20 protein-coding genes are annotated in these 23929 nt (G+C 48.6%); 3 read left to right on the top strand and 17 right to left on the bottom strand.

Features of this window, described 5'->3' with window-relative positions; genetic code table 11:
• Positions 1 to 4 precede the first annotated feature (4 nt).
• From QZ323_RS04420 to QZ323_RS04405, 4 genes are all read right to left on the bottom strand, one after another.
• Positions 5 to 820 carry a threonine/serine exporter family protein gene (locus QZ323_RS04420; protein ID WP_294633145.1) on the bottom strand — a complete coding sequence of 272 codons (816 nt, stop codon included), beginning with the start codon at positions 818 to 820 and terminating at the stop codon, positions 5 to 7.
• Complete coding sequence (locus QZ323_RS04415; protein ID WP_294633144.1) at positions 789 to 986, bottom strand: hypothetical protein; 198 nt, start codon at positions 984 to 986, stop codon at positions 789 to 791. The genes QZ323_RS04420 and QZ323_RS04415 overlap by 32 nt, the downstream gene beginning before the upstream one ends.
• 128 nt (positions 987 to 1114) lie before the next feature.
• Positions 1115 to 4534, bottom strand: a complete 3420-nt coding sequence (locus QZ323_RS04410; protein WP_294633142.1) for an AAA family ATPase — start codon at positions 4532 to 4534, stop codon at positions 1115 to 1117.
• A 33-nt stretch (positions 4535 to 4567) separates the two neighbouring features.
• Positions 4568 to 5776 carry an exonuclease SbcCD subunit D gene (locus tag QZ323_RS04405; protein ID WP_294633140.1) on the bottom strand — a complete coding sequence of 403 codons (1209 nt, stop codon included), beginning with the start codon at positions 5774 to 5776 and terminating at the stop codon, positions 4568 to 4570.
• A gap of 175 nt (positions 5777 to 5951) precedes the next feature.
• On the opposite strand from QZ323_RS04405, the gene araJ reads away from it, so the two are divergent.
• Together araJ and QZ323_RS04395 are read left to right on the top strand one after the other, a co-directional pair.
• Positions 5952 to 7094, top strand: a complete 1143-nt coding sequence (gene araJ, locus QZ323_RS04400; protein ID WP_294633138.1) for an MFS transporter AraJ — start codon at positions 5952 to 5954, stop codon at positions 7092 to 7094.
• A 58-nt stretch (positions 7095 to 7152) separates the two neighbouring features.
• On the top strand, positions 7153 to 7578 hold the full coding sequence (locus QZ323_RS04395) for a hypothetical protein (RefSeq protein WP_294633137.1): 426 nt from the start codon (positions 7153 to 7155) through the stop codon (positions 7576 to 7578).
• A 189-nt stretch (positions 7579 to 7767) separates the two neighbouring features.
• Here the strand turns inward: QZ323_RS04395 and QZ323_RS04390 are convergent, their stop codons facing one another.
• Complete coding sequence (locus QZ323_RS04390) at positions 7768 to 8691, bottom strand: RluA family pseudouridine synthase (RefSeq protein WP_294633136.1); 924 nt, start codon at positions 8689 to 8691, stop codon at positions 7768 to 7770.
• 33 nt (positions 8692 to 8724) lie between these two features.
• Positions 8725 to 10167: a 23S rRNA (uracil(1939)-C(5))-methyltransferase RlmD gene (gene rlmD, locus QZ323_RS04385; protein WP_294633135.1), complete on the bottom strand. Its 1443-nt coding sequence runs from the start codon at positions 10165 to 10167 to the stop codon at positions 8725 to 8727.
• A 201-nt stretch (positions 10168 to 10368) separates the two neighbouring features.
• Between rlmD and ppdK the strand changes: the two genes are divergently transcribed.
• Positions 10369 to 13089, top strand: a complete 2721-nt coding sequence (gene ppdK / locus QZ323_RS04380; protein WP_294633133.1) for a pyruvate, phosphate dikinase — start codon at positions 10369 to 10371, stop codon at positions 13087 to 13089.
• Positions 13090 to 13400: 311 nt separating this feature from the next.
• Here the strand turns inward: ppdK and QZ323_RS04375 are convergent, their stop codons facing one another.
• The 11 genes from QZ323_RS04375 to QZ323_RS04325 form a co-directional block, all read right to left on the bottom strand.
• Positions 13401 to 14345, bottom strand: a complete 945-nt coding sequence (locus QZ323_RS04375) for a GDP-L-fucose synthase (RefSeq protein ID WP_294633131.1) — start codon at positions 14343 to 14345, stop codon at positions 13401 to 13403.
• Positions 14342 to 15433, bottom strand: coding sequence for a GDP-mannose 4,6-dehydratase (gmd, locus tag QZ323_RS04370; RefSeq protein ID WP_294633130.1), 1092 nt, complete (start codon positions 15431 to 15433; stop codon positions 14342 to 14344). Before gmd ends, QZ323_RS04375 begins: the two co-directional genes overlap by 4 nt.
• 134 nt (positions 15434 to 15567) lie before the next feature.
• A complete protein-coding gene (locus QZ323_RS04365; RefSeq protein WP_294633196.1) occupies positions 15568 to 16320 on the bottom strand; it encodes a WecB/TagA/CpsF family glycosyltransferase in 753 nt (250 codons plus the stop codon).
• Positions 16320 to 17456, bottom strand: coding sequence for a glycosyltransferase family 4 protein (locus QZ323_RS04360; protein WP_294633128.1), 1137 nt, complete (start codon positions 17454 to 17456; stop codon positions 16320 to 16322). Before QZ323_RS04360 ends, QZ323_RS04365 begins: the two co-directional genes overlap by 1 nt.
• Complete coding sequence (locus QZ323_RS04355) at positions 17444 to 18118, bottom strand: acyltransferase (protein ID WP_294633127.1); 675 nt, start codon at positions 18116 to 18118, stop codon at positions 17444 to 17446. Before QZ323_RS04355 ends, QZ323_RS04360 begins: the two co-directional genes overlap by 13 nt.
• Before the next feature lie 56 nt (positions 18119 to 18174).
• Complete coding sequence (locus QZ323_RS04350) at positions 18175 to 18630, bottom strand: acyltransferase (RefSeq protein WP_294633125.1); 456 nt, start codon at positions 18628 to 18630, stop codon at positions 18175 to 18177.
• A 94-nt stretch (positions 18631 to 18724) separates the two neighbouring features.
• Positions 18725 to 19696, bottom strand: coding sequence for a glycosyltransferase family 2 protein (locus QZ323_RS04345; protein WP_294633123.1), 972 nt, complete (start codon positions 19694 to 19696; stop codon positions 18725 to 18727).
• A gap of 12 nt (positions 19697 to 19708) precedes the next feature.
• The gene (locus QZ323_RS04340) at positions 19709 to 21025 is read right to left on the bottom strand and encodes an O-antigen ligase family protein (protein ID WP_294633121.1); all 1317 of its coding nucleotides are present in this window, start codon (positions 21023 to 21025) and stop codon (positions 19709 to 19711) included.
• A gap of 2 nt (positions 21026 to 21027) precedes the next feature.
• The gene (locus QZ323_RS04335) at positions 21028 to 22146 is read right to left on the bottom strand and encodes a glycosyltransferase family 4 protein (RefSeq protein ID WP_294633120.1); all 1119 of its coding nucleotides are present in this window, start codon (positions 22144 to 22146) and stop codon (positions 21028 to 21030) included.
• Positions 22143 to 23249: an ATP-grasp domain-containing protein gene (locus tag QZ323_RS04330; protein ID WP_294633118.1), complete on the bottom strand. Its 1107-nt coding sequence runs from the start codon at positions 23247 to 23249 to the stop codon at positions 22143 to 22145. Before QZ323_RS04330 ends, QZ323_RS04335 begins: the two co-directional genes overlap by 4 nt.
• Positions 23246 to 23917 carry a PIG-L family deacetylase gene (locus tag QZ323_RS04325; protein WP_294633116.1) on the bottom strand — a complete coding sequence of 224 codons (672 nt, stop codon included), beginning with the start codon at positions 23915 to 23917 and terminating at the stop codon, positions 23246 to 23248. The genes QZ323_RS04330 and QZ323_RS04325 overlap by 4 nt, the downstream gene beginning before the upstream one ends.
• Between the last annotated feature and the right edge of the window lie 12 nt (positions 23918 to 23929).

Raw genomic sequence — 23929 nt, 5'->3', positions numbered from 1 at the left:
CTGTCTAAAACCATTTTAATCCTAATATGAACATTCCGGCACACAATCCTGCGGACAGACAGGCGGTGAGGATGGTGGCATCCAGGAACCGGCTGAACGCACACAGGTAGTGGCGGTCTATCATGTCGCTGACGGCATTGATATACGGAACCCCCGGAATGAGATACAGGACACTCGTCCCCAATGCTATCTCAGGTGTTGTGCCGATGTCGAAGATATGTCCTCCGGCACTGAGGGCGGCGGAAAAGAAAGCGGCACACAAAAAAGTGAGACGCACATCCCGTTTGTCCTCCAGCATGATCTGTTTCAGCCTGTAACCGGCAAGGGTCGATGCAAAGACAATGAGCATAGCCACGGCATCGCCGCCGAAAAGACGGCAGAACGAGGCATTGGCAAAGCTTGTCAGAAACAGGACCTCCCACTTCCCGGTCGGCTTGGTCTCCCGTATCCGCTCAAAGCGTTCAACGGCCGTCGGGAAGTCAAGATGATTGTCCGCCACCTCCCAACTCAGACGGCTCAAGAGGGCATTGAGGTTGAAGCTAATGCCGCAACTTGCAGTCTTGCGGATGATCACACTCGTATCTGACATATCCTTGCCCCACACCGACACATATACATGAGTAGGCATTAGGGTAATGTCGAATCCTACTCCAAAAGCAGCTGCCATTCTCCGGGCATTCTTTTCTATGCGTATGCAGGTCGCCCCGCATCCTGATAACAACGAGGCATAGTCGGCAAGAAAGACCGCGATTTCGCGGACAGGGAGGTTGCCCGGCACGTCATTCGCCTTACAAATCCTCGAACTCATCATCTTCAACATCTCCCGGAATATAGAATATTTCCCTTTCTTTACCGATTTCCAACAAATGCATCGGTTTGCGTCCGTTGCGGCGGCATTCGGCATAATACTGTTCTATGGCTCTGAATACAAATGCACACAATAGCACTCCCGCTATCATGCACCATACAATCATTGATTGGTTCATACTTTAGTGCTTTTAATTTTGGCCGCAAAAGTATGACAGCCGCGGAGAATGCAGAAGCGATGAGCAAGGGATTTTCCGATTGCCGCAATAGGCAAAACGGATAATCGGAATGTAGCTTTCGCGACTGTTTACGTCGTTCTTTGCGTCTTGATCTCACTTCTCGAATTGTCGATGCGCTGCACCAGTATCTGGGTCTTGATGCGTTCCCGCAGTCCCTCCACGTGGCTGATGATGCCCACTTTCTTTCCTCCCATCTGATGCAGTTTCTCCAGCGTGTCCATCACCGTGTTCAGGTAGTCGCTGCTCAGTGTGCCGAATCCCTCGTCGATGAACAACGTGTCTACCGACAGGCTGTGGCGGCTGAGCGAGGAGAGGCCGAGCGCCAACGACAGCGAGACCAGAAAACTCTCTCCGCCCGACAGCGTGCAGGCGGGACGTGCCGCGCCTCCCTGATAGAAGTCGCGCAGCAGTATGGTGAGCGAACCGGCCTGACATTCCAGTTCGTAGCGGTCCGTCAGCCGTTGCAGGTAGGAGTTGGCACCGTTGAGCAGCTCTTTCAGCACGAAACTTTGGGCGATGTTCCGGAAGTTCTTTCCTTTCTCGTCGCCAAAGTGCCGGCACAGTCGGTCCCATTTCAGGTAGACCTCCCGCAGTTCGTCCGCGCGCCTCTTTTCTTCCTTGATCAGGGCGATGTTCTTGGCGTTCTCTTCCAGCTGTATTTTCATGCGCAGGACGGTCTGGGTCGCTGTGGCACTCTTTTCCTCCAAGAGGCGGAGCAACTCGGCAAGGCTCTCCGGCGTATTGCCCTCTTCCATGACGGGTCTCTTCTCCAGATGCTCTTCCAGCTGGACGGTGGTCAGCCGGAAAGCGGTCTGCGCGGCGACTTCTTCCTCCTTGAGGCGTTGCAGCTCTGCGCGCATTCCCTCGATGTACTCGCCGGAGTGGGAGGAGAGGGCGATGAGGCGTGCTTCGTCCGTGTCGGGATGCGAAGCATAGAAGGCTGCCAGTCCGGATTGCAGCTCACCGATGTTCCTGCGGACGGACACGATGCTTTGTTTCAGTCCTCCGGCGTCGGAGACAAGGGCGTTCCAGGCTGCTGCCAGGTTCTTCGTCTCCTGTTTCTCTTCGGCGGGGAGGTCTCTCCACTCCGGAAAGGCTTCGCAGACAATCTCCCGAGCGGCGGATATGTTGTCCAGCTCTTGGGTGACGAGGGCGATGGCGGATTTCAGTTCGGTCTGCTTCTCCTGCGCCATCCTATAATATCCTGCGGACTTCTGCAAGCGCTCGATGAAGGCGGTGGGAGAGGCGTCCCATTCCGTCTGCCAACCGTCCCACAAGAGCAACGGGCTGACGCGCTCGAAGGCGGTGCGGATGGTCTCTTTCTCGTTCTCTTGCAGCAGCTGTTGGTTGGCGATGTCGTTCTTCAGCGTGGTCAGCTTCCGGTCGATGCGGTCGAAATCTTTTCGGGCGATTTCTACCGTGGTCTGGTGTTCGTCTTTCTCGCGTTGCCGTTGCGCGATGTGGTTGGCAAGTTTCTGCACTTCGTCCAGTCGGGCGTGGATCTGTTCGAGTGCCAGCTTGTTCTTCTGCGCCAGTTGCTCCAATGCGGCAGGGGTACCGTCGGTCAGCTCGCCGGTCAGGCAACGGCGGCATCTCTCTTGCGCTTCGGTGCAGGCGAGGTCGTAGCTCTTCTGCGCCTTTCCGGTGGCGGTGCGGCTGTTTGCAGTCATCTCTTCGTAGGTCTTGCACTCGGTGCGGTTGCTGTTCAGGGCGCGTTCCGCTTCCTTATACTCCTTCTCTTTGACCTCTAAGGATTGCCGGATGGGTATGAGCACGGACTGGAAATCCTCGTCCTTGCAGAGCGACGTGATCTTCTGTCCGCATACCGGACAGTTGTCGCCCACCGACAGACGGGCGCGCGCCTCTTTCGCCCATTCCTCTACGGCTTCTTTCTGCTTGTCGTACAGCGTCCGTAGCTCTTCGTACGCGCTTTTCCGTCGGTCGAAGTCGGCTTGCAGTCCGGCGTGCCGGGAGTGGCAAGTCTGCCATTTCTGTTCCAGCGACTTCTCGTACTCCTTGGCCGCCTCCAGTGCCGTTTGCTTCTCTTTCAGGACGAGCAAGGCATTCTGTGCCTTCTGCAGATTCTCCCTTTCGCCCTCCAACGTATCCTTCTCTGCCTGCAAGGCATTCCGGTTCATGGAGGCGAGTTGCGCGTTCAGGCGGTCTATTTCCTGTTGCTTGGCTTGGTTCTCCCGGTTCTTCCGGTTGAAGCTGTTCTCCTGCTCCGTGCGTTCCCGTTCGGTGGCGGGCAGTTGTCGGGTCAGGGCGGACACCTGCTTCTCACAGGCAGCGATGCGCCGGCGGGCAGAGAGTATGAGGTTGAGGTCGGCGGCAATGGACTGGCTCTGTTCGTACATGCTACGGAACGGCGCCTGGGCTTCCAGGTATTCCTCGGCGCGGAGCAGTTTGCCTTGTTGCTCCGTCCGGTTCTCTTCCAGCCAGATGCGCCCGTTGCTGAGGCGTACGAACCGGAGCTTCATCTCTTCGGCGTGCGCACGGTCGCTCTCTTGCTGCCGTTGTTGCTGCCGGAGCGAGGAGAGGAGGTTGCGTGCCTCTGCGGTGCTGTTCCACTCCCTGACGAGCAGTTCCCGTCGGCGGAAGTCGTCCGACTGCAATTGCGCCTTGCGGGCTTCCCACTCTTTCCGCTGCTTTTCGAGGTTCAGTAGGAGTTCGGCATGCCGTTTCAGCCAGTCGCTTTTCAGGGTTGCCGTACTCTTTTGCGCGGCATATCCGCTGATTTCGGCATTCAGTGCCGTTATGTTCCGGTCTATCTCGGCGGTTTCCTCTTCGGTCAGGAGGCGTATGCCTTCCAGCTTCCGGTTCTGGTTTTCGTAGTCCGTACGTTTCTCTTTGGTGATGGCGTAGATGCAGGCGCCTATCTCCGAGTAGATGCCGGTTCCGGTCAGCTTCTCCAGAATGTCCGACTTTTCGCTCTCCTTGCTTTGCAGGAACTTGGTGAAGTCGCCTTGCGCCAGCAGGGTGGTGCGGCAGAACTGCTCGAAGGTAAGTCCGATGGCAGCCTGTATTTCCGCCTTTATCTCATTCTTCCGGGAAAGCGTGATGCCCGTCTTCCGGTTTTCCAGTGTCCACTTGGTGTCTTGGATGGCGCCGGAGAGTTTGCGGTGGGCGCGTGCCACGTACCACCGGGCGGTGTAGGGCACCTCGTTCGAGCCGATAAACTCCAGCTCGGTCCATGCCTCATTGGTATTCCGCCGCATCAGCTGGCGGCTGTCGTTGATGGCGATCTCCTCTTTCTTGGCGGAAAAACTCTGTCCCACGTCCCTGTACCTCTCGTTTTCCGCGCGGTCCATGCGGGGCGTTTCGTTGTAGAGCGACAGGCAGATGGCGTCGAGCAGTGTCGTTTTTCCGGCTCCCGTCTCGCCGCAGATGAGGAATAGCGATTCCTCGCCTAACGGCCCGTTCTCAAAGTCGATGACGGCGTCCTCTATGGATGCCAGGTTCTTTATGGTCAGTTTTTGAAGTTTCATGATTCATATCCGGGTTGTGCGTGTCAGCGCAGGTTATTTGTTTTCCGCCACCCTTCGCATGGCGACATTCATAAGCTCGCAGAGTTCCTCGTCCATCTCTTCCCCTTCCGTCTCCTGATAGTAGAGTTTGGCTATCTCGAGCGGCGACATCTCCTGCATCTCCTGGAGGGAAAGATGGTGTGCCTTGTCGGCCAGAGCCGTCTTCTCGCGGTTGGGCTTGATGCAACAATAGCGGCAACTTTTCCCTTTTGCCGCGTTCGATGCCCGTTCGTTGCAGTCGGATGCCAGGTAATCCTTTATCAGGACGTTCAGCCGGATGTAGGCGGGCTGGTCGGCGGGATACTCTTCCAGCAGCCTGACCGCCTCTTCAAAGTCCGCCGGTTCCCGGGGCAGGGTGACGAGCGGCATGGGATTCTCTATCTGCACGGTCCTTACCTGCGGAGCCACCTGCCTCCCGACCTCGACGATGGAGACGGAGTGGGGATAGGTCTCGTCGAAGCTGACCGGCAGGGGAGTGCCGCAGTAGCGCGCATGGAAGCGGTCGCTCCGGATGTTCTGCGGGCAGTGGATATGCCCCAGTGCCAGGTAGTCGTATCCGCTGCCCAGCGAACCGATGGGGACGTATTCTATTCCGCCAATTGCTTCGTCATGGCCGGTCCGGTCGCTGCCTTCGATGGAGAGGTGCGCCGTCAGGACAACGGGCACTTCGGCTGTGTTCATCTTCTCCACCTCGTCCAGCAGTGTTTGGAAGAAGCGTGCCTGCCGCTCCTCGCGCGGTGTCTCCGTGTCCAGCATCGGAAAATTCTGCGGGTAGACGTGGGGGACGGCGACGATGTATCCTTTCAGGTCCCCGTCCTCGTCTTCCACGGGCACAATGTGCTTTTCGAGGTTCACCTCCTCGCGGGTCCGCTCGATGTTGCCCACCACCTTCACTCCGAAGTGGTTCCACAGGCTGCTGTCTATCTCCAGCTTCGAGCTGCTGTCATGGTTTCCGGCGGTTACGACAATGGTCATTTCCGGACAGGCGCGGTGAATCCGTAGCATTCCGTCCGTGTACATCTTCTGTGTGGCTGCCGAGGGGGTGGAGTAGTGGTAGATGTCTCCGCTGACGACCATTGCATCCGGTCTCTCTTCCGCCACGATGCGTGCCAGCTGTTCCAGAAATGCTTGCTGCTCGCGGCTGCGGTCGTAGTTATAGAGGGTGTGGCCCAAGTGCCAGTCGCTGGTATGTATCAGTTTCATAATTCTGCGTATTTATGCATTCAAAAGTACGTAGAATATCGGAGATGGGCAAATTTCAGTGCGCAAGATGCGGTCTGATATCTGATATTTGTCTCGTCCGAAGAACGTTTGTTGCGAAAAACCACTACCTTTGCGCCCCGGTAAAAAAGATTGTTTTTTAAAAGGTAAAATAGGTATGAAGAAGAGTCTTATTGCATTAGCGTTCGGCACCTTGGGATTGGGGATTGCCGAATTTGTCATGATGGGCATCCTGCCTGACGTAGCCAAGGACTTGGACATCAGTATTCCCGTGGCGGGACATTTCATCTCGGCATACGCACTGGGAGTCTGTGTCGGGGCACCGGCCTTGGTCTTGGCACGAAAACATCCGTTGAAACACATCCTGTTGGCATTGGTGACACTGATTATGGTAGGAAATATATGTGCGGCGCTGGCTCCTAACTATTGGGTACTGCTGCTGGCGCGTTTCATCTCCGGTCTTCCTCATGGCGCTTATTTCGGGGTCGGTTCCATCGTTGCCGACAAACTGGCCGATGAGGGGAAAGGTTCGGAAGCCGTTTCTATCATGGTGGCCGGGATGACCGTCGCCAACCTGTTCGGGGTTCCGCTGGGCACTTCGTTGAGCAGCATGGTCTCCTGGCGTATAACCTTCCTGCTGGTGGGCTGTTGGGGAGTGATCATCCTTTACTATATCTGGCGCTGGGTGCCCCATGTAGAGGGGCTGAAAGATACCGGTTTCAAAGGACAGTTCCGTTTTCTGAAAACTCCGGCTCCGTGGCTCATCCTTGGGGCGACGGCATTGGGAAACGGAGGCATCTTCTGCTGGTATAGCTACATCAATCCGATGCTTACCGATGTTTCCGGATTCAGTGTCGGGAGCATCACGGGACTGATGGTTCTGGCGGGCTTCGGCATGGTAGTGGGAAATCTGGTCAGTGGGCGGCTTTCCGACCGTTATACACCCGGCAAGGTGGGTACTGTGGTGCAAGCCCTGATAGCCGTGGTACTGTTGCTGCTGTTCTTCCTTTCGCCATACGCAGGGTTGGCCGCACTGCTGATGTGCCTATGCACGGCAGGTCTGTTTGCCGTCTCCAGCCCCGAGCAGATACTGATCATCCGCGTGGCAAAGGGTGGGGAAATGCTGGGAGCCGCCTGCGTGCAGGTGGCATTCAACTTGGGAAATGCGATAGGAGCCTACGTCGGCGGAATGGCGGTCGGCTTCGGATACCGCTATCCGGCACTGGCAGGAGTTCCTTTCGCTCTGGTCGGTTTTGTCCTGTTTCTGATTTTCTATAAGAAATATCAGGCAAAATATTGAGGTTTTTCGATATGTTTTTGTATTTTTGTCCGCAAGTATTAACTAAACGAATGAATGTATGAAGACTTTGAATGTAGGGAAAATACTTCTCTTATTGATGGTTGTTATCGGACTGTCGTCTTGCGGTGATGAATATTACACCGATGATTACTTGAGGAATAGCGATGAAAAGCTGTGCAACAGGGTATGGGTCGAGGAGTATGAAACCAATGACAATGAGCTTTGTGAGCACTATCTTGAATTTTCGCGGAACGGCAGTGGCAAGGAGACCTTCAAGTATAAACCGATAGACGGGCGTAAGCCTTATGAAAGCTCTTACCGCTTTGACTGGGCGTGGATAGACAACTCAATGGAAGGCTTGATACTGGACTATGGCGGTAACGATCGCGTCTTTTTCGATAATGTATGGGTGCGCGAGCACAACCTTTCCGGCAAGTTGGACGGAGTTATCGTGGCGTTTGTCGATGCAAACTATTATAAATAGCAGAGACAGCGTCGGGCTTTCCGAAAGCTGAGGGGCACACTGCCGGCTCAGATACAACGGATGACCACAGGTTTTCAGTTTTCTGACAGAAGAAGGAAATAAAAAGGACATATTCCTTATTCCTTCTTGTTTCTTTCTTCTGTTTCAAAACCAATCTGTGGTCATTCGTTTTTATTTGCCTTATCTGTCTTATCTGTTTGCCGTCCTGTTCAGAACCAGCTTCTTGAACTCACCCGGATAGGGCGTTTCAAACTCCATCAGTTCTCCCGTCACCGGGTGGTAGAAACAGAGCTTGAACGCATGCAGAGCCAGGCGTCCGATGGGGTTGACGTCTTCCAAGCCGTAGCGCCCGTCGCCCACAATAGGATGTCCCAAGTCCTGCATGTGCACACGGATCTGGTTCTTGCGTCCGGTTTCGAGATTCAGTTCCAGCAGCGAGTAGCCGTTGGCGCGCTTGATGGTGCGATAGTGTGTGATGGACTTCTGACCTCCGTCGTCCGTCGGGCTGGAGTAGACATACAGAGTGCGGTCTGTGAGCCAAGACATCACTGTGCCGGCATCCTTTTCCATATCTCCTGCCACTACCGCCACATAGCGGCGGTCGGTCACGATGTCGTGCCAGTTGTCGCGCAGGGTATGTTGCGTCCTCTCGTCCTTTGCGAACATCATCAGGCCCGAAGTGTCGCGGTCAAGGCGATGGACGATGTAGACACGGTTGTTACGCCCTGCCGAGCGTTGGACATATTCGTTCAGGATGTGGTAGGCAGTACGCTCCTTTTGCCGTTCGCTGCTGACGGACAACAATCCCTGCATCTTTTCCACTACAATGAGATATGCGTCTTCATACACAATCTTCAGCAACTTATTGTTAAACTCCTTTTTGCCCTTTTCCCGGCTGATCTGTACTTTCATGCCGGGCTTGAGGGGGAAGTTATATTGGGTAGTGATCACTTTATCTACAAACACGACCCGCTTGCTGAGCAGTGATTTGAGTTTGGTACGGCTGGCGTCCGGCATCCTTGCAGCCAGAAACTCCATAAGTTCCATTGGTTCCTTTACCATATAGTCCGTATACTGCGTACGGGCTCTTGCTACTATTTTTTTTCTTGCCACGTTGATGGTGAATTAAGGGTTGGCTATAGGGGATTAAAGTACCGCTTCTTTGGGTTCGTCTCTCAGTTCCAGCAGCACCACATTCTCCACATGATGAGTATGGGGGAACATGTCTACCGGCTGCACTGCCGTCACCTTATACTTGATATCAAGCAGTTGCAGGTCGCGCGCCTGTGTTGCCGGGTTGCAGCTGACGTACACGATGCGTTTCGGTTCGGCAAACAGAATGACGTCTACTACATCCTGATGCATGCCCGCACGGGGAGGGTCGGTGATGATGACGTCCGGACGACCGTACTGGTTGATGAAGTCCTGCGTCAGCATGTCCTTCATGTCTCCGGCAAAGAACAAGGTGTTCTTGATGCCGTTGATTTCGGCATTTACCTTGGCATCCTCGATGGCCTCGGGCACATATTCGATGCCGATGACCTGCCGCGCCTGTTTGGAGACGAAGTTGGCGATGGTTCCCGTGCCCGTATAGAGGTCGTACACCAGTTCCTTTCCGGTCAGCCTGGCAAAGTTGCGCGCCACCTTATAGAGATTATACGCCTGTCCCGAGTTGGTCTGATAGAACGACTTGGGTCCCACCTTGAAGCGCAAGCCTTCCATCTCTTCGAAGATGTGGTCTTTGCCCTTGAACGTATAGACATCCAAGTCGGTGATAGTATCGTTCTGCTTATTATTAATAATGTATAGAAGTGAAGTAATTTCAGGGAACGTATCAGCCACGTATTGCAGCAGCTCCTTGAACAGGACCATCTCGCCATCCGCCTCTATCTTGGCAATGAGGATCACCATCAGTTCTCCGGTGGAGGACGTGCGGATAATCATGTTGCGAAGCATGCCCTCCTGCGTCCGCAGGTTGATGAACGAGTAGTTGTGCTCGTAGGCATAGTCGCGTACGGCATTGCGGATACGGTTGGAGATGTCGTCCTGCAACCAGCACTTCTCAATCGCCAATACCTTGTCGAAAGCGTCGGGGATGTGAAATCCCACGGCATTCATCTGGTCATACTTCACCTCCTGCTTCACCTCCTCTTCGGTCAGCCAGCGTTTGTTGGAGAACGTATATTCCAGTTTGTTCCGGTAGAACTGTGTCTTTTCCGAGCCAAGGATGGGAGAGATCTCCGGAAGCTCTATTTTCCCGATGCGGGTCAGGTTGTCCGTCACCTGCTTCTGTTTGTACCTGATCTGTTCGGTATAGGGGAGTATCTGCCACTTGCAACCTCCACATACACCATAGTGCTGACAGAATGCGACAGCCCTTTCGCTCGAATACTCGTGAAACTTCACTGCCACAGCCTCAGCATAATGATGTTTTTTCCGCTTGATTTGCAGGTCTACTATGTCTCCGGGAACGACGTAGGGTACGAAAATGACCAAATCGTCGACTTTTGCGATGGCTTTTCCTTCGGCAGCCACATCCGTTATTGTCACCTTCTCCAGCAGGGGAAGTTCTTTTCTTTTTCTTGCCACTTTTACACCAGTCTAATAAATTATGTTGCAAATGTAGCCATTTTTTTTGTGATATTTCTCATCAAAAGGAAATATTCAGGATTGCAATGTCGAAATTGCATTTTTATCGAAAGTTTTTGTAGAAAAAGTTTTGTAGTCTATGAAATATCCTTAGATTTGCGGACAGAAAAAATCACATTTAGAAAACTTTAAATTTTTATTATGGACAAAAAAAGAGTTTATACCTTTGGTAACGGCCAGGCAGAAGGAAAGGCCGGCATGAGAAATCTGTTGGGAGGTAAAGGCGCGAATCTCGCCGAAATGAACTTGATTGGAGTTCCGGTTCCTCCGGGCTTTACGATTACTACAGAGGTTTGTACAGAATATTATGAAATGGGACAGGAGAAAGTGGTAGCCCTGTTGAAGGAAGAAGTAGAAGCAGCCATTGCCCATGTTGAGACGCTGATGCGTTCTAAGTTCGGTGACGTAGAGAATCCGTTGCTGGTTTCGGTGCGTTCGGGTGCCCGTGCTTCCATGCCGGGTATGATGGATACCATCCTGAATCTGGGTCTGAACGACGAAGTAGTGGAGGGTATGATCCGCAAGACCGGCAATGCCCGTTTCGCTTGGGATTCCTACCGCCGTTTCGTGCAGATGTATGGTGACGTGGTATTGGGCATGAAGCCGACCAATAAGGAAGACATCGACCCCTTCGAAGCCATCATCGAGGAAGTGAAGCATGCCAAAGGCGTGAGACTGGACAACGAACTGGAAGTGGAAGACCTGAAAGAACTGGTGAAGCGGTTCAAGGCTGCCGTAAAGGCACAGACCGGAAAAGACTTCCCGACCTGCGCCTACGAACAGCTGTGGGGTGCCATCTGCGCCGTGTTCAACTCTTGGATGAACGAACGCGCCATCCTCTATCGTAAGATGGAAGGAATACCTGACGAATGGGGTACGGCAGTCAGCGTACAGGCTATGGTATTCGGAAACATGGGTGATACCTCTGCTACAGGTGTTTGCTTCAGCCGTGATGCGGCAACAGGTGAAGACCTCTTCAACGGTGAGTATCTGATCAACGCTCAGGGTGAAGACGTGGTTGCCGGTATCCGCACTCCGCAACAGATCACGAAGATCGGTTCTCAGCGTTGGGCAGAATTGGCAGGTGTGAGCGAAGAAGAGCGTGCCAGCAAGTATCCTTCTATGGAAGAGGCGATGCCGGAAATCTATAAGGAACTGGATGCCCTGCAGACCAAGCTTGAGAATCACTACCGCGATATGCAGGACATGGAGTTCACCGTACAGGAAGGCAAACTTTGGTTCCTCCAGACTCGTAACGGCAAGCGTACGGGTGCCGCTATGGTGAAGATCGCTATGGATTTGCTTCGTCAGGGCATGATCGACGAAAAGACAGCTTTGATGCGTTGCGAGCCCAACAAGTTGGACGAACTTCTCCATCCGATATTCGATAAGTCGGCTCTGAAGCAAGCCAAGGTGCTGACTCGTGGCCTTCCGGCTTCTCCGGGTGCCGCTTGCGGACAGATTGTGTTCTTTGCAGACGATGCAGCCGAATGGCGTGCTGCGGGCAAGCGTGTGGTTATGGTTCGTATTGAAACATCTCCCGAAGACTTGGCAGGTATGGCTGTAGCCGAGGGCATCTTGACGGCTCGTGGTGGTATGACTTCACATGCAGCTGTGGTAGCTCGTGGTATGGGTAAGTGCTGTGTTTCCGGTGCCGGCGCATTGAATATTGACTACAAGGCAAGAACAGTCGAAGTAGACGGCGTAGTGATGAAAGAAGGTGACTTCATTTCATTGAACGGTAGCACGGGTGAAGTATACAAAGGTAAGGTTGAAACCAAGGCTACTGAACTCTCCGGTGACTTTGCCGAGCTGATGAAGTTGGCTGATAAATATACCAGATTGCAGGTTCGCACCAATGCAGATACTCCGCATGATGCACAGGTTGCACGCGACTTTGGTGCAGTAGGTATCGGTCTTTGCCGTACGGAGCACATGTTCTTTGAAGGTGAAAAGATCAAGGCTATGCGTGAGATGATTCTGTCAGAGGATGCAGAAGGACGCCGCAAGGCTTTGGCCAAGATCCTGCCTTACCAGCAGGATGACTTCAAGGGCATCTTCAAGGCTATGGAAGGTTGTCCGGTGACCGTGCGTCTGCTCGATCCTCCTTTGCACGAATTCGTTCCCCACGATCAGAAGGGCCAGCAGGAAATGGCAGAGGCTATGGGTGTAAGCTTGCAATATATCCAGCAGCGTGTAGAATCGCTTTGCGAACACAACCCGATGTTGGGTCATCGCGGATGCCGTTTGGGTAATACCTATCCTGAAATCACTCAGATGCAGACTCGCGCCATCTTGGGCGCCGCTCTGGAACTGAAGAAGGAAGGCGTAGATACACATCCCGAAATCATGGTTCCGTTGACTGGTATTCTTTATGAGTTCAAGCAACAGGAAGAGGTGATCCGTGCTGAGGCTGCCAAATTGTTTGAAGAAGTAGGGGATAGCATTGATTTCAAAGTAGGTACTATGATCGAAATCCCGCGTGCTGCCCTGACTGCCGACCGCATTGCTTCGTCTGCCGAGTTCTTCTCATTCGGAACAAACGACTTGACTCAGATGACGTTCGGTTATTCACGTGATGACATTGCTTCCTTCCTCCCGATCTATCTGGAGAAGAAGATCCTGAAGGTAGACCCGTTCCAGGTGCTCGACCAGAATGGAGTAGGGCAGTTGGTTCGTATGGCTACTGAAAAGGGCCGTGCCATCCGTCCGGAACTGAAGTGTGGTATCTGTGGTGAACATGGTGGCGAACCTTCTTCTGTGAAGTTCTGCCATAAGGTGGGTCTGAATTATGTCAGCTGTTCTCCGTTCCGCGTGCCTATCGCACGTTTGGCGGCGGCGCAGGCTGCAATCGAAGAGTAAGAGCTACTCTAATATAATCCGACAGTTAGGCTGTAACGCTTTGAGTAATAGGGCGTTGCAGCCTAAGCTGTTTATAAGCGGTTCGTGCATTTAGCATCACTTTGTGAGTACAAATGCGCGGAAAAGTGTACACACTTTTTGGGGCGGTGTACATGGGTGTACAACCGATATATCATTGAGTTAATAAAGAAAGAAGGTGTGTCAAAATGCCTTTTTTAAGAAAGTCACCCCTACAGCTATTGTGGCAGGGGTGATTCTTTCAATTCGGGCATTATGACACACCTTCGAATCTTGGAATGACTATCGAACGTTTATCTTTCCGCTCGCATGGGATTGTGCAAGAAGTCCTCATAGGCGAGGCGGATGCCGTCCTCTAGCTTCGTCTTATACGTCCAACCCAAGGCCGTGGCTTTCGACACGTCAAGCAACTTGCGCGGCGTACCGTTCGGACGGGTAGTATCCCAGCGGATTTCCCCTTCATAGCCGATGATTTTTGCCACCAGTTCTGTCAAGGCTTTTATCGTCAACTCTTTGCCGGTTCCGGCATTGACTGTTTCATTACTGCTATACGTGTTCATCAAAAATACGCACAAATTGGCGAGGTCATCCACGTACAGAAACTCACGCAACGGACTACCGTCGCCCCAGCAGGTCACGTAGGGCAGTCTCTGTTCTTTCGCCACATGGAAACGGCGGATAAGGGCCGGCAGTACATGACTATGTTCCGGATGATAGTTGTCGTTTGGCCCGTAGAGGTTAGTGGGCATCACGCTGATGTAGTCCGTGCCGTATTGGCGATTCAGGAACTCGCAATACTTCAACCCGGAAATCTTTGCCAAAGCGTATGCCTCGTTGGTCTTCTCTAGCTCCGAAGTCAGCAGGCACGACTCTGGCATAGGTTGTGGAGCCATGCGCGGGTAGATGCACGATGAGCCGAGGAACTCTAATTTCCTACACCCGTTTTGCCATGCCGCATGGATGACGTTCATTTCCAGTATCATGTTCTCGTATATGAAATCCGCCAATGCCGACTGATTGGCTATGATGCCTCCCACTTTGGCAGCGGCAAGGAACACATATTCCGGTTTTTCTTCTGCAAAGAACTTTTCCACTTCATCCTGACGGGTCAAGTCCAGTTCCTTGTGCGTGCGGGTGACGATATTCGTGTAGCCCTGCCGTTGCAGTTCACGGAGGATGGCAGACCCTACCATCCCCCGGTGTCCTGCCACATATATTTTCGCATCTTTCTCCATCATTTCACGATTCCTTTCTCCAAATATTCGGCTAAGTTTGTCCGCATCACGTTGGCCACATGCTCCGCTGTCACTTTCTGCATGTCATGTGTCACCATGATGTGCACCAGTTCCTCAAAGGAAGTACTCTGCGGATTCCATCCTAGTTCGTTCTTTGCCTTGGTCGGGTCGCCCCAAAGATTGACCACATCCGTCGGACGGTAGAAATCCTCGCTCACGGCCACTATTGTTTTTCCTGTCTTTACGTCTATTCCTTTCTCCTGTATTCCTTCCCCTTCCCAACGAAGTTCGATGCCCGCATAACGGAAAGCGAGCGTTGCAAATTCACGTACCGTATGCTGCACACCGGTGGCAATCACAAAATCCTCCGGGGTGTCATGTTGCAGTATCAGCCACATGCATTCTACATAATCCTTAGCATAACCCCAGTCACGCAGTGAATCCAAATTACCTAGATAGAGGCAATCCTGCTTGCCCTGTGCGATACGTGCGGCAGCCAGTGTGATTTTACGTGTTACGAAAGTCTCCCCACGCCGTTCGCTCTCATGGTTGAACAAGATGCCCGAACAGCAGAACATGTTGTATGCTTCACGGTATTCTTTTACAATCCAGTAGCCATAGAGTTTCGCCACAGCGTAGGGGCTGTAAGGATGGAAAGGTGTCTTCTCGTTCTGCGGCACTTCCTCCACCTTGCCGTAAAGCTCGGAGGTGGAAGCCTGATAAATACGGCAAGTATCTGTCAGGTCGCACTGGCGCACGGCTTCCAATATTCGTAATACGCCCGTAGCATCCACGTCTGCCGTGAACTCAGGCGCATCGAATGATACCTGCACATGGCTCTGTGCGGCAAGGTTGTATATTTCCGTTGGCTTCACTTTCTTCACGACCTGTAGGATGCTCATCGAATCGCCGAGGTCGGCGTAATGCAAATGGAAATTTGGATGCCCCTCCAAATGAGCGATGCGTTCCCGATAGTCCACCGATGAACGCCGGATGGTACCGTGTACATCATACCCCTTTTCTAATAAAAACTCGGCAAGAAATGAACCGTCCTGTCCAGTTATGCCTGTAATCAATGCAATGTCTCTCATTAATTTATAAAATAAATAGGAAGATACCGGACATATATAATAGCTTGGTATCCTCCAGTCTGTTTAACATTCAAATTCGTTAGTTTATTTGTTTATCTTTTTTGCTCGTTTCTGCTTTCAGGATATACTATTTTTTACTCCATATCATTTTCTTTTTTATGTTTACGCATTGTCTCTTCCACCAGCAGTTGGGGTAGTGTCAGTAGAATCATGCTGCACCGCTTCAACTGTTTTTTCGGCTCCTTGAATATCCTGTGTACAAATTCCAAATGGCATTTTATCATCCATTGTGGGGCACGTTTGACATCCGTTCCGCTATAGAACTTGAAAGCGGCTCCCACCGCAATCATTACCCCTCGTTTCAGGTGCGGTTTCAGCTTGCTCATAAATATTTCCTGCTTGGGTGCGCCTAACGCAATCCAGATGATGTCCGCTTCATCGGCTTCTATCTCTTTGGCAATGCCTTCATAATCGAAATCTTCCACTGCTTTATAGGGTAATTCCACGAACTGCATCCCTTCCACCTCCGGGTTCTCCTTTTTCAAGTTCTCTTTCAGTCCGTCCAATGTGTTTTGGGATGTTCCCATGAAAATCATCCGGTATTTCCGGCAGCGTACAATGTCTATGAAGATTTGGCTTCCACAATATTGCTCATAATGCCTACCGTAAATCCAGCGCAAGTAAAGTGGTACATAGCTGCTGTCGCAGATGGCGAACATTCCACCATTCACCACTTTCAGATACTCCGGTTTCCTGTTGGCGATGTTCAGGATGACTCCATCGGCTACGCAGATATAATCAGCCTTATCTTCCTTTACTTTTCGCTCAATGGCTCTGTGCACCTCTGCACGCTCCATTTCGTAGTTGATATTAAAGTATTTGGTAATCATTTTTCTGGAATACATTTCCAAAGACAATTCTTCATGGATATCTCAAATTCATTGATGGTAAAACGTTTGATAAACATTTTTCTGCCTTCCTTGCCCATGGTCTTTCTCAATGGTTTGTCAATAATCAGTTTTTCAATAGAACCGGCAAGCATCTCTGCATTTTCAGCTTCCACCACAAAACCGTTCTTCCCGTTGATTATCTCGTCAGGTATGCCTCCCTCATTTGTTGAAATCACGGGAAGTCCATATTCCATGGCCTCAAGATTGACCAATGGGAAACATTCATTGAAATAGAATGTTGGAAAAGCGAAGATGTCTGCTTGATGAAAATATTTCTTTTTTTCTTTACCATATTTTCTTCCATGATAAATAGCCACGTCATCAAGCCCTCTCTCCTTTGCTTCTTTGGCAAATCTCACAGCATCCATATCTTTTGTTTCGCTACCCACAAAATCACAGATGAAACCAAGTTCCTTGCCTTTCAGTATTTTCAGTGCATCAAGGAGCACAAGCACCCCCTTTTCAATGATTAGGTTCGACAGAAACAGGATATGCGGCTTTTCATTTTCGTACTTCTCAAAAGGCCATTCTACAGTAGGCTCAATACCGTTATGGCACACCATCACATTGTTTTTCGCAACCACTCTCGCTATGTCTTCATAAAGATGCCAAGAGAGCAAAATTACTTTTGAATTCTTATATACCCGGTGGAACAACCATTTGTAAACAGCCTTGTCCACGTCTTTCGCCATTCCCTTGTTATGCTGATGTATTACCACCTTCTTATCGAATAGTTTGCATAACAGCACGAACGGAGCGTCTTTCAGAAATCCCACCCCATGGCAAGTGATAGCCAGATAACACAGGTCGTAACGACGAGTGGCTAAATTCCAAAAGGTTTGGGCATATGCTCCCATAAACCTTATCGCTTTCTTCACATACAGTATCTTCGACCTTTTGTCAATCTCCTCCATCGTGCGTGAAGTGGAAAGATTCACAAAATCCATCCTGAATGTTTCGTTCAGCATCCTGCTGTCTCGAATACTTTGGCTCACCATGCTGGAGCCATGCACGGGAGGGGGCAGAGGTGCTATCATCAGTATTCTCGGCTTGCGCTTGTTTATAATTTCCATCCTCCGATTTTCTTGACCGATTTAGCCGGTGAGCCAAGAATAAGGCTATTGGCTTCAAATTGTGTTCCTGAAACAAAACTGGTCGCACCCACAACGCAATTAGCCGGTATATGTGTGCCTTTCAATATGGTCACTCTGCATCCAATCCATACTTTATCATCTATCCTCACTTCTTTGTCAGGATTAATTTTTTGATATGGATTTACACCACTAAAAATAGAATGTGTGTCACTGTCCATTACCAGACAGTCCCATGCGAACTGTATATCTCGTCCCATGGAAATGCTTTTGTAGCATACAAACTGTGAATTGGCACTTACGGCGAAATTGTCTCCGAGGTACATTTTAGCCCCACTTTTCACGAATATTTTCGTACCAAGACCGATATGGGCTGTACGCTGGAACACCAGTTCGCCACCTTTCTCCACAGTCAGGCAAGTCGTATGCTTGGGGTCCGAGACATCAGCTTCATGGGATCCAATGACAATCATAGCCATACCTATATGATTATCATCTTCAATTATTATTCGTCCTTTAACGCTGACGCGTGTTCCATAGCGGACATAAAACGGTAACTTCAGCGCCTGTTTCAGTGGCAGGTGGCGGAAGTTAAACCATAATGATTTTGGCAAAGACAGTAAATATTTAAAATAGATATTCATGATTCTTTCGACCGAACTAAAATTTTTTCCCCAAACTTTCGCGTGTCATTGATAATCTAGCAAGGATTACCGACTGCAATAGAATAATCAGGAATATTCCCTTTCACAACAGACCCGGCCCCAATGATACAAGATTTTCCAATCTTGGTACCAGGTAATATCACGGCTCCAGCACCGATAAAACTATTTTCTCCAATGCTGACGCTATTATAAGCAAGAGCATGAAATGAAGAAATACATTCATTAACCTTATTGATAGCTATCAACCCTCTTAGAAAAGACCAATCATGTGTAAGGATTATCACATTAGTAGAAATAACTACCCCCCCCATTATGGTCAATCCTCCAGATGGGTCTAAATGCGAATGTGAGTCAATGTATTCCGGACTTCCAATAAAAATGACACCCGCTTTCTTATGGGCTCTTACAATCCATTTGTCATACCCCTTCTGGCTAATCAGCTTTATTGCTACAGCATACCAACGAAATACATAATACCATATTCTGTTCATGTAACTCATATTTTATACTAATCGTTTATCTCATTTTAAAGCATTAATTCCATTGTATTCAGACAATGAATAACTAAATTCGAAAAACCCATATTTACCTCCCTATTAGTCTTTTTACATCTTTGATTTCAGCTACTTTATCGTAAGAATGGATGGTGAAAATCCTTCTCTGAATAAATCCTGGCATCAAGGCAAGAAGCAATATAGGATAAGTTTCTTTCGCAAACGGCCTATAAACAAGTGACTTCATACATTCACAAATGGTCTTCCACCTATCACCATACCGCAAGTTCGTACTAGCCTTCATTTTGTAGAAACGACCTATGAAATGCCTCAATTCATGTTTTCTTGAATACTCCGTTTTCAGTAATAATTTCAGTCCATCGCAAACAGGGTCTCCTTCATCATTTGGGCGAGTTGGCCTTTCTGTAAATGAATTTGTAGCTGGCATCATATAAACTGCTGTCGCTTTCTTTGTATATACCCAGTCGGTTTTTATTGCAATTCTGGCCCAGGTCAGCAAGTCTTCACCTGAAGTAACCCCCACAGGAAAACCGCCAATCTCTTGTAGCAAGGACTTCTCAACACATACGGCACTACTCCATACGGGGGGATGGGAGCAACTACATACTTCAAAATAATTGGTTAACAAACCTGTATCTCCATTGAAAGGCAGCTTGTTTAGAATAATCTGATGGTACTTCCCATTTAGGTTATTGACATAGCACGTAGCCCACGCTCTGCTCTTAGGAAATTGATGCATCAGATTTGCAATAGATTCCAGATGATTCTGTTTCCATACATCATCAGCATCAAGAAAAGCCACATACTCACCACGTGCCTCTGCTGTGCCACGATTACGCGCAGTACTCACACCACCATTCTTCTGCCTCACTAATCGTATTCTTTCGTCATTGAATGCCTCCACAATAGCAGCGCTATTATCCTTACTGCCATCATCCACTACAATTACCTCAAAATCCTTGTACGTCTGATTGAGCACGCATTCCAGTGTCTGCGCAATGCTCTTTTCCTTATTATATAAAGGTATAACAACAGATATCATTAATTCAAAATATTATGGAATTATTTCTTCTTCAAATTCTCCGTTCTCAGTCAAGTCAACTATCTTAAGAAATATGCCGAACAGCATAAACGGCAGTACATAGCCTTGTTGGGCGTATGTGATGACATTGTCAAATCCCATGCAAAAGAAACAGGCGGCAAAGGCTCCTGCGGTTGTACCGCCCAAGAGTGTCAATTTCTTATTGTTCCTATACCTCCATGTGATGGCCAACACTTTAAACAGCATGAATACGGCAAACACAATATAAAGCCACAAGCCTATATTGCCTGATTCCGACATCATCTGCACCCAATCAGAATGAATAAGAACCAATCCTCCCTTACTGTTTATGTCTTTCAGCCATCCCAAGGCTCCACCACAGCCACTACCGAACGCGGGATTTGGATTGTAGCAGTGATTCATTATCCTTTCCCACAGGTATTCGCGTCCGCTAGTTTCGATTTTAGCCTTGCCTACATTACTTATTGTAACGGTCTCAGCCTGTTTGCCAAACATTTTCTCTCTTACGGGTTTGACAAGGAATACGGAGCCAACAAAGAGTGCTATCAAAAGCATCACGACCGGAACAGCCCGTCCTTTTTTATAGACTAAAAACAGAAGTGAAAGGCCAAGAATGGATGCGCCGATGCCTGTTCGCACACTCTCCAATATCGATGATAAAAACAACAGACCTGCTGCATATAAATATTTCTTTTCAGACGTAAAAACATACAGCATTACGGGAATGCCTATTAGTATTGCATAAAAGTCTGCCAAAGAAGCGTATGCAACAAATGTTCCTCCGGTTCCATAGCAAAGAAAACCGTAAAGCGGACTTGTCAGTTTTGCCGAGAATCCACCGATTAAAAATGAATATGTCACACAGATTATTATTGTACGCTTTAGGAATACCCACAAGTCAAGCTCTTCCTCTATGGCATTATACCCCATCCAGAAATAGAGTATTGGTAGGCAAAACTTGACAATCATCATCCAGCCTTGAAATACATAACGGGAATAGGTAAGCGTATAGAGGTTCCACATAATAAACGCCAGATATATGGTCATCACGACATCCCATTTTTTTACCCATCGGCGAGACATTAACAGAAGGAAGAATATCCATATAGCATATTTCACCAAAGACAGCGGTCCTAAAAACACCATTGCCGTCATTACGCTAAATATCATAAATGACAGGTTATGGTTGCATTCATAATATGCGCCAGCTTCAAACGGATGTTTTATGATCATCGTACCACCGGAAGCATACTTATAGGCATAGTACAGAAGTATGACCGTGATTATTGCGTTAATGACAATAGCCATAATTACAATTTCGAATACAAGTTATTGATTAATTCAGAATAATGTGCAAATGAAAACCTTGCTACATAATCGATGGCATTCTGCTTCATGGTCATAAGCAATTCCCTGTCATCTACAAGCCGTATGGCTTTTTCTGCAAGCGAATCCGATGATTCCGGTTCATGCAACAAACCTACCTTACCATCACTTACCACTTCCGGTAATCCTCCGGTATTTGCCGCAACCACTACACATCCCCGTGCCATTCCTTCTATTGCAGTCAGTCCGAATCCTTCGCTGCGCGAAGGCATCAACAAGACATCTATACTGTCATAATATGTTTGCAAAGCCTCCTGTGGTTGTACGCCTGCAAACTTAACGACTTCATTCAATTCGGCATTATTCTTCTGTTGCTCCATTAGTGGACGTAGCGAGCCATCACCCACTACCAGCAAGTGCGTATTTGGATTCATGGCATGAATTTTAGAAAAAGCAGGCACTACCAAATCCATTCCCTTGATAGGCTCCAGGCGGCTTACAACTCCTATGGTTACCACTTTGCCGATTCGTTGTTCTTTATTGGCAATGGAAATATAAGGGGGCAAGTTATTGTAAATGGTAAAATGATTGCCATGTCGGGTTAACTTCATTTCAGCTTTATACATTTGCGAATTTCCGAAGAACGATTTCTCTGCTCGTTCTGTAATGCATTGAAATGCAGTAAGTATATGTCGCGAAACGAAGTGTAATAATCGTAAAGAAGGATAGATGTCAGCAGCCGTATGAGCCGTAGCTACTATGCGCTTGATGCCTAACAGACGTAATATGATAATAGGGATGGCGCCTGGTGCCATGTACTGCACATGTACCACATCGGGTTTTACTTCCCTCAATACACGGTGTAACCCCTTGTACAAGAAAATAACCGTGTTTGTTATCCCTACAGGTCTTTTCCCCTCAGGACTCAATAAGCATACGTTGCTTCCTGTTTGCTTGTAACGTTCCACCATGTTTGTGGAATGTTCAAAATAGCAGACTGTTGTCACTTCATGTCCTGCGGTGATAAGAGCCTCCACCAGATTAAGTGTCTGAATTTCGGTTCCTCCTGTCATTAGGCAAGGGATACATACTAATACATTCATTTCACAAAAAGATGTTTCAATTTATGGATATAATAGCAAAATGTAGGCATCGGGTCATGGCGATTGAAATTCAATTGGCATTTTGTTTTCCTGAAATCATAAAACCAATATTTGCGCGATAAGGTTCCATCCTTGACATGACAGTAGTCTGTTGATAAATCCATCATGTATGTGTTGTTAACCGTCATGGGAACAGTTTGGTTGTTGAACAGCATTGCAGGAAGATTCACTCCACTTGCGGTAGCGGCATAGGCAAGACCATCATGACGGAAATTGACTTCCATAAAATAATTTTTTTCATCCTTATGTAATAATTCCACACTGAATGGTCCATGATATCCTACATGTTGCATTAATTTTAATATCGGATGAACATCTACATTCAAGTTTTCTACTGATTGGAATACTCCAAAAGAGCATGGGCTATAGATTGTAGGATAATGACGGATTTTCCGAATGCCTCCAGGAATATATACGCCATTAACGGTACTGACACCGATGAGGTTTATTTCGTATTCTTTTTCAATAAACTTTTGGATAATGAATTGTTTGCAAGTAGATGTTGCAGAAAGTGCTTTATTGACATCTTTTGGGCAGTAGCAAATATGTATATCGGATTTTTCTCCTGTATTGCTATTGGCTGGTTTCATTAATATTGGGTATGAAACAATAGGGAAATCTTCGTTACGATTATAGATGATTGATTGTGGTACTGTCAAGCCGCAATTTTCGGCTAAACGGCATTGTTCATTTTTATTTAGTAGATTTCCTAAATGTTTTCCTTTCATCGGAGTTATATACAGGGAACAAAGGGTGGTTTCATACTCATCTATATATTGGGCTGCAATGTCATTTGTACAAATGATTGTCTGTTGTTTCGTCTTGTCTGTAATACGAAGCAACGTAGGTAAGCAGTCATTGATAGTTTTCATTTGGAAAATCTGTGATTTTTTCAAATATCTACTTTTTGAAACAAACAGACGATCGTCACCCACAAGCAGCAAGACGATATCTACTTTCGCTTCTCCAAGACTCCGAATTAAACCAAGCGTATTGTTAAACGAATCTCCTATAACAATTGCCTGTTGCTGCAATTTACTCATTTTGTATTAAAATAAAGTTCTCTATTCCAACTGTTTGCTTTCACAAATATTTTCGGCAACACTCCGCTCCACGGTTTGCCGCATGGTGCCAAAGGGCGTATATAAGCATCCATAGCCTCGAGTTTAATCCGATGTTCGGCAGGAGTCATACATAATTGTGCTGCATTTTTCCAATCCAAATCACGCCACACATTATAGTACCATACCCATACACAGTACATCCAAAGTTTAGCAGATCGAGGTACTACCTGTTTTACTATTTCAGCAGTTTGAATATGGTCACTCCAACCTTCTCCCCAATGAGGTACTAAAATTGTATCGGGATGCAATTGGTCAATCAACGCTTTCAACCTGTCAGTTTCCGCATTATCCATGGAAATGCCTCCGTCTGGATAATTCAACTCGTGAATATTCTCAATCGGCAATCCTACAATGGCAGCAGCATTACGGGTCAGTCGGCGACGTGCCGTAACTATGTCATCGGATGAAGTGCTACAACATCCTTGGTGAGAGCCTTCTCCTCCAGTCATGATTATAACATGGGGTGCTTTATTTTCTTTCACCAGACGAGCTATCAATCCCCCACATCCTATTATTTCGTCATCGGGGTGAGGAGCAACAATCAATATATGCCTATCCGGTAGAAACTTTCGCGCTTTACACGCCATTATCCTTAACCA

This window comes from uncultured Bacteroides sp., assembly GCF_910585845.1.
In the GTDB taxonomy this organism is placed as follows: domain Bacteria; phylum Bacteroidota; class Bacteroidia; order Bacteroidales; family Bacteroidaceae; genus Bacteroides.
Note: the sequence above shows the minus strand (reverse complement) of the source record. Positions and strands in the feature narration are given on the sequence as shown.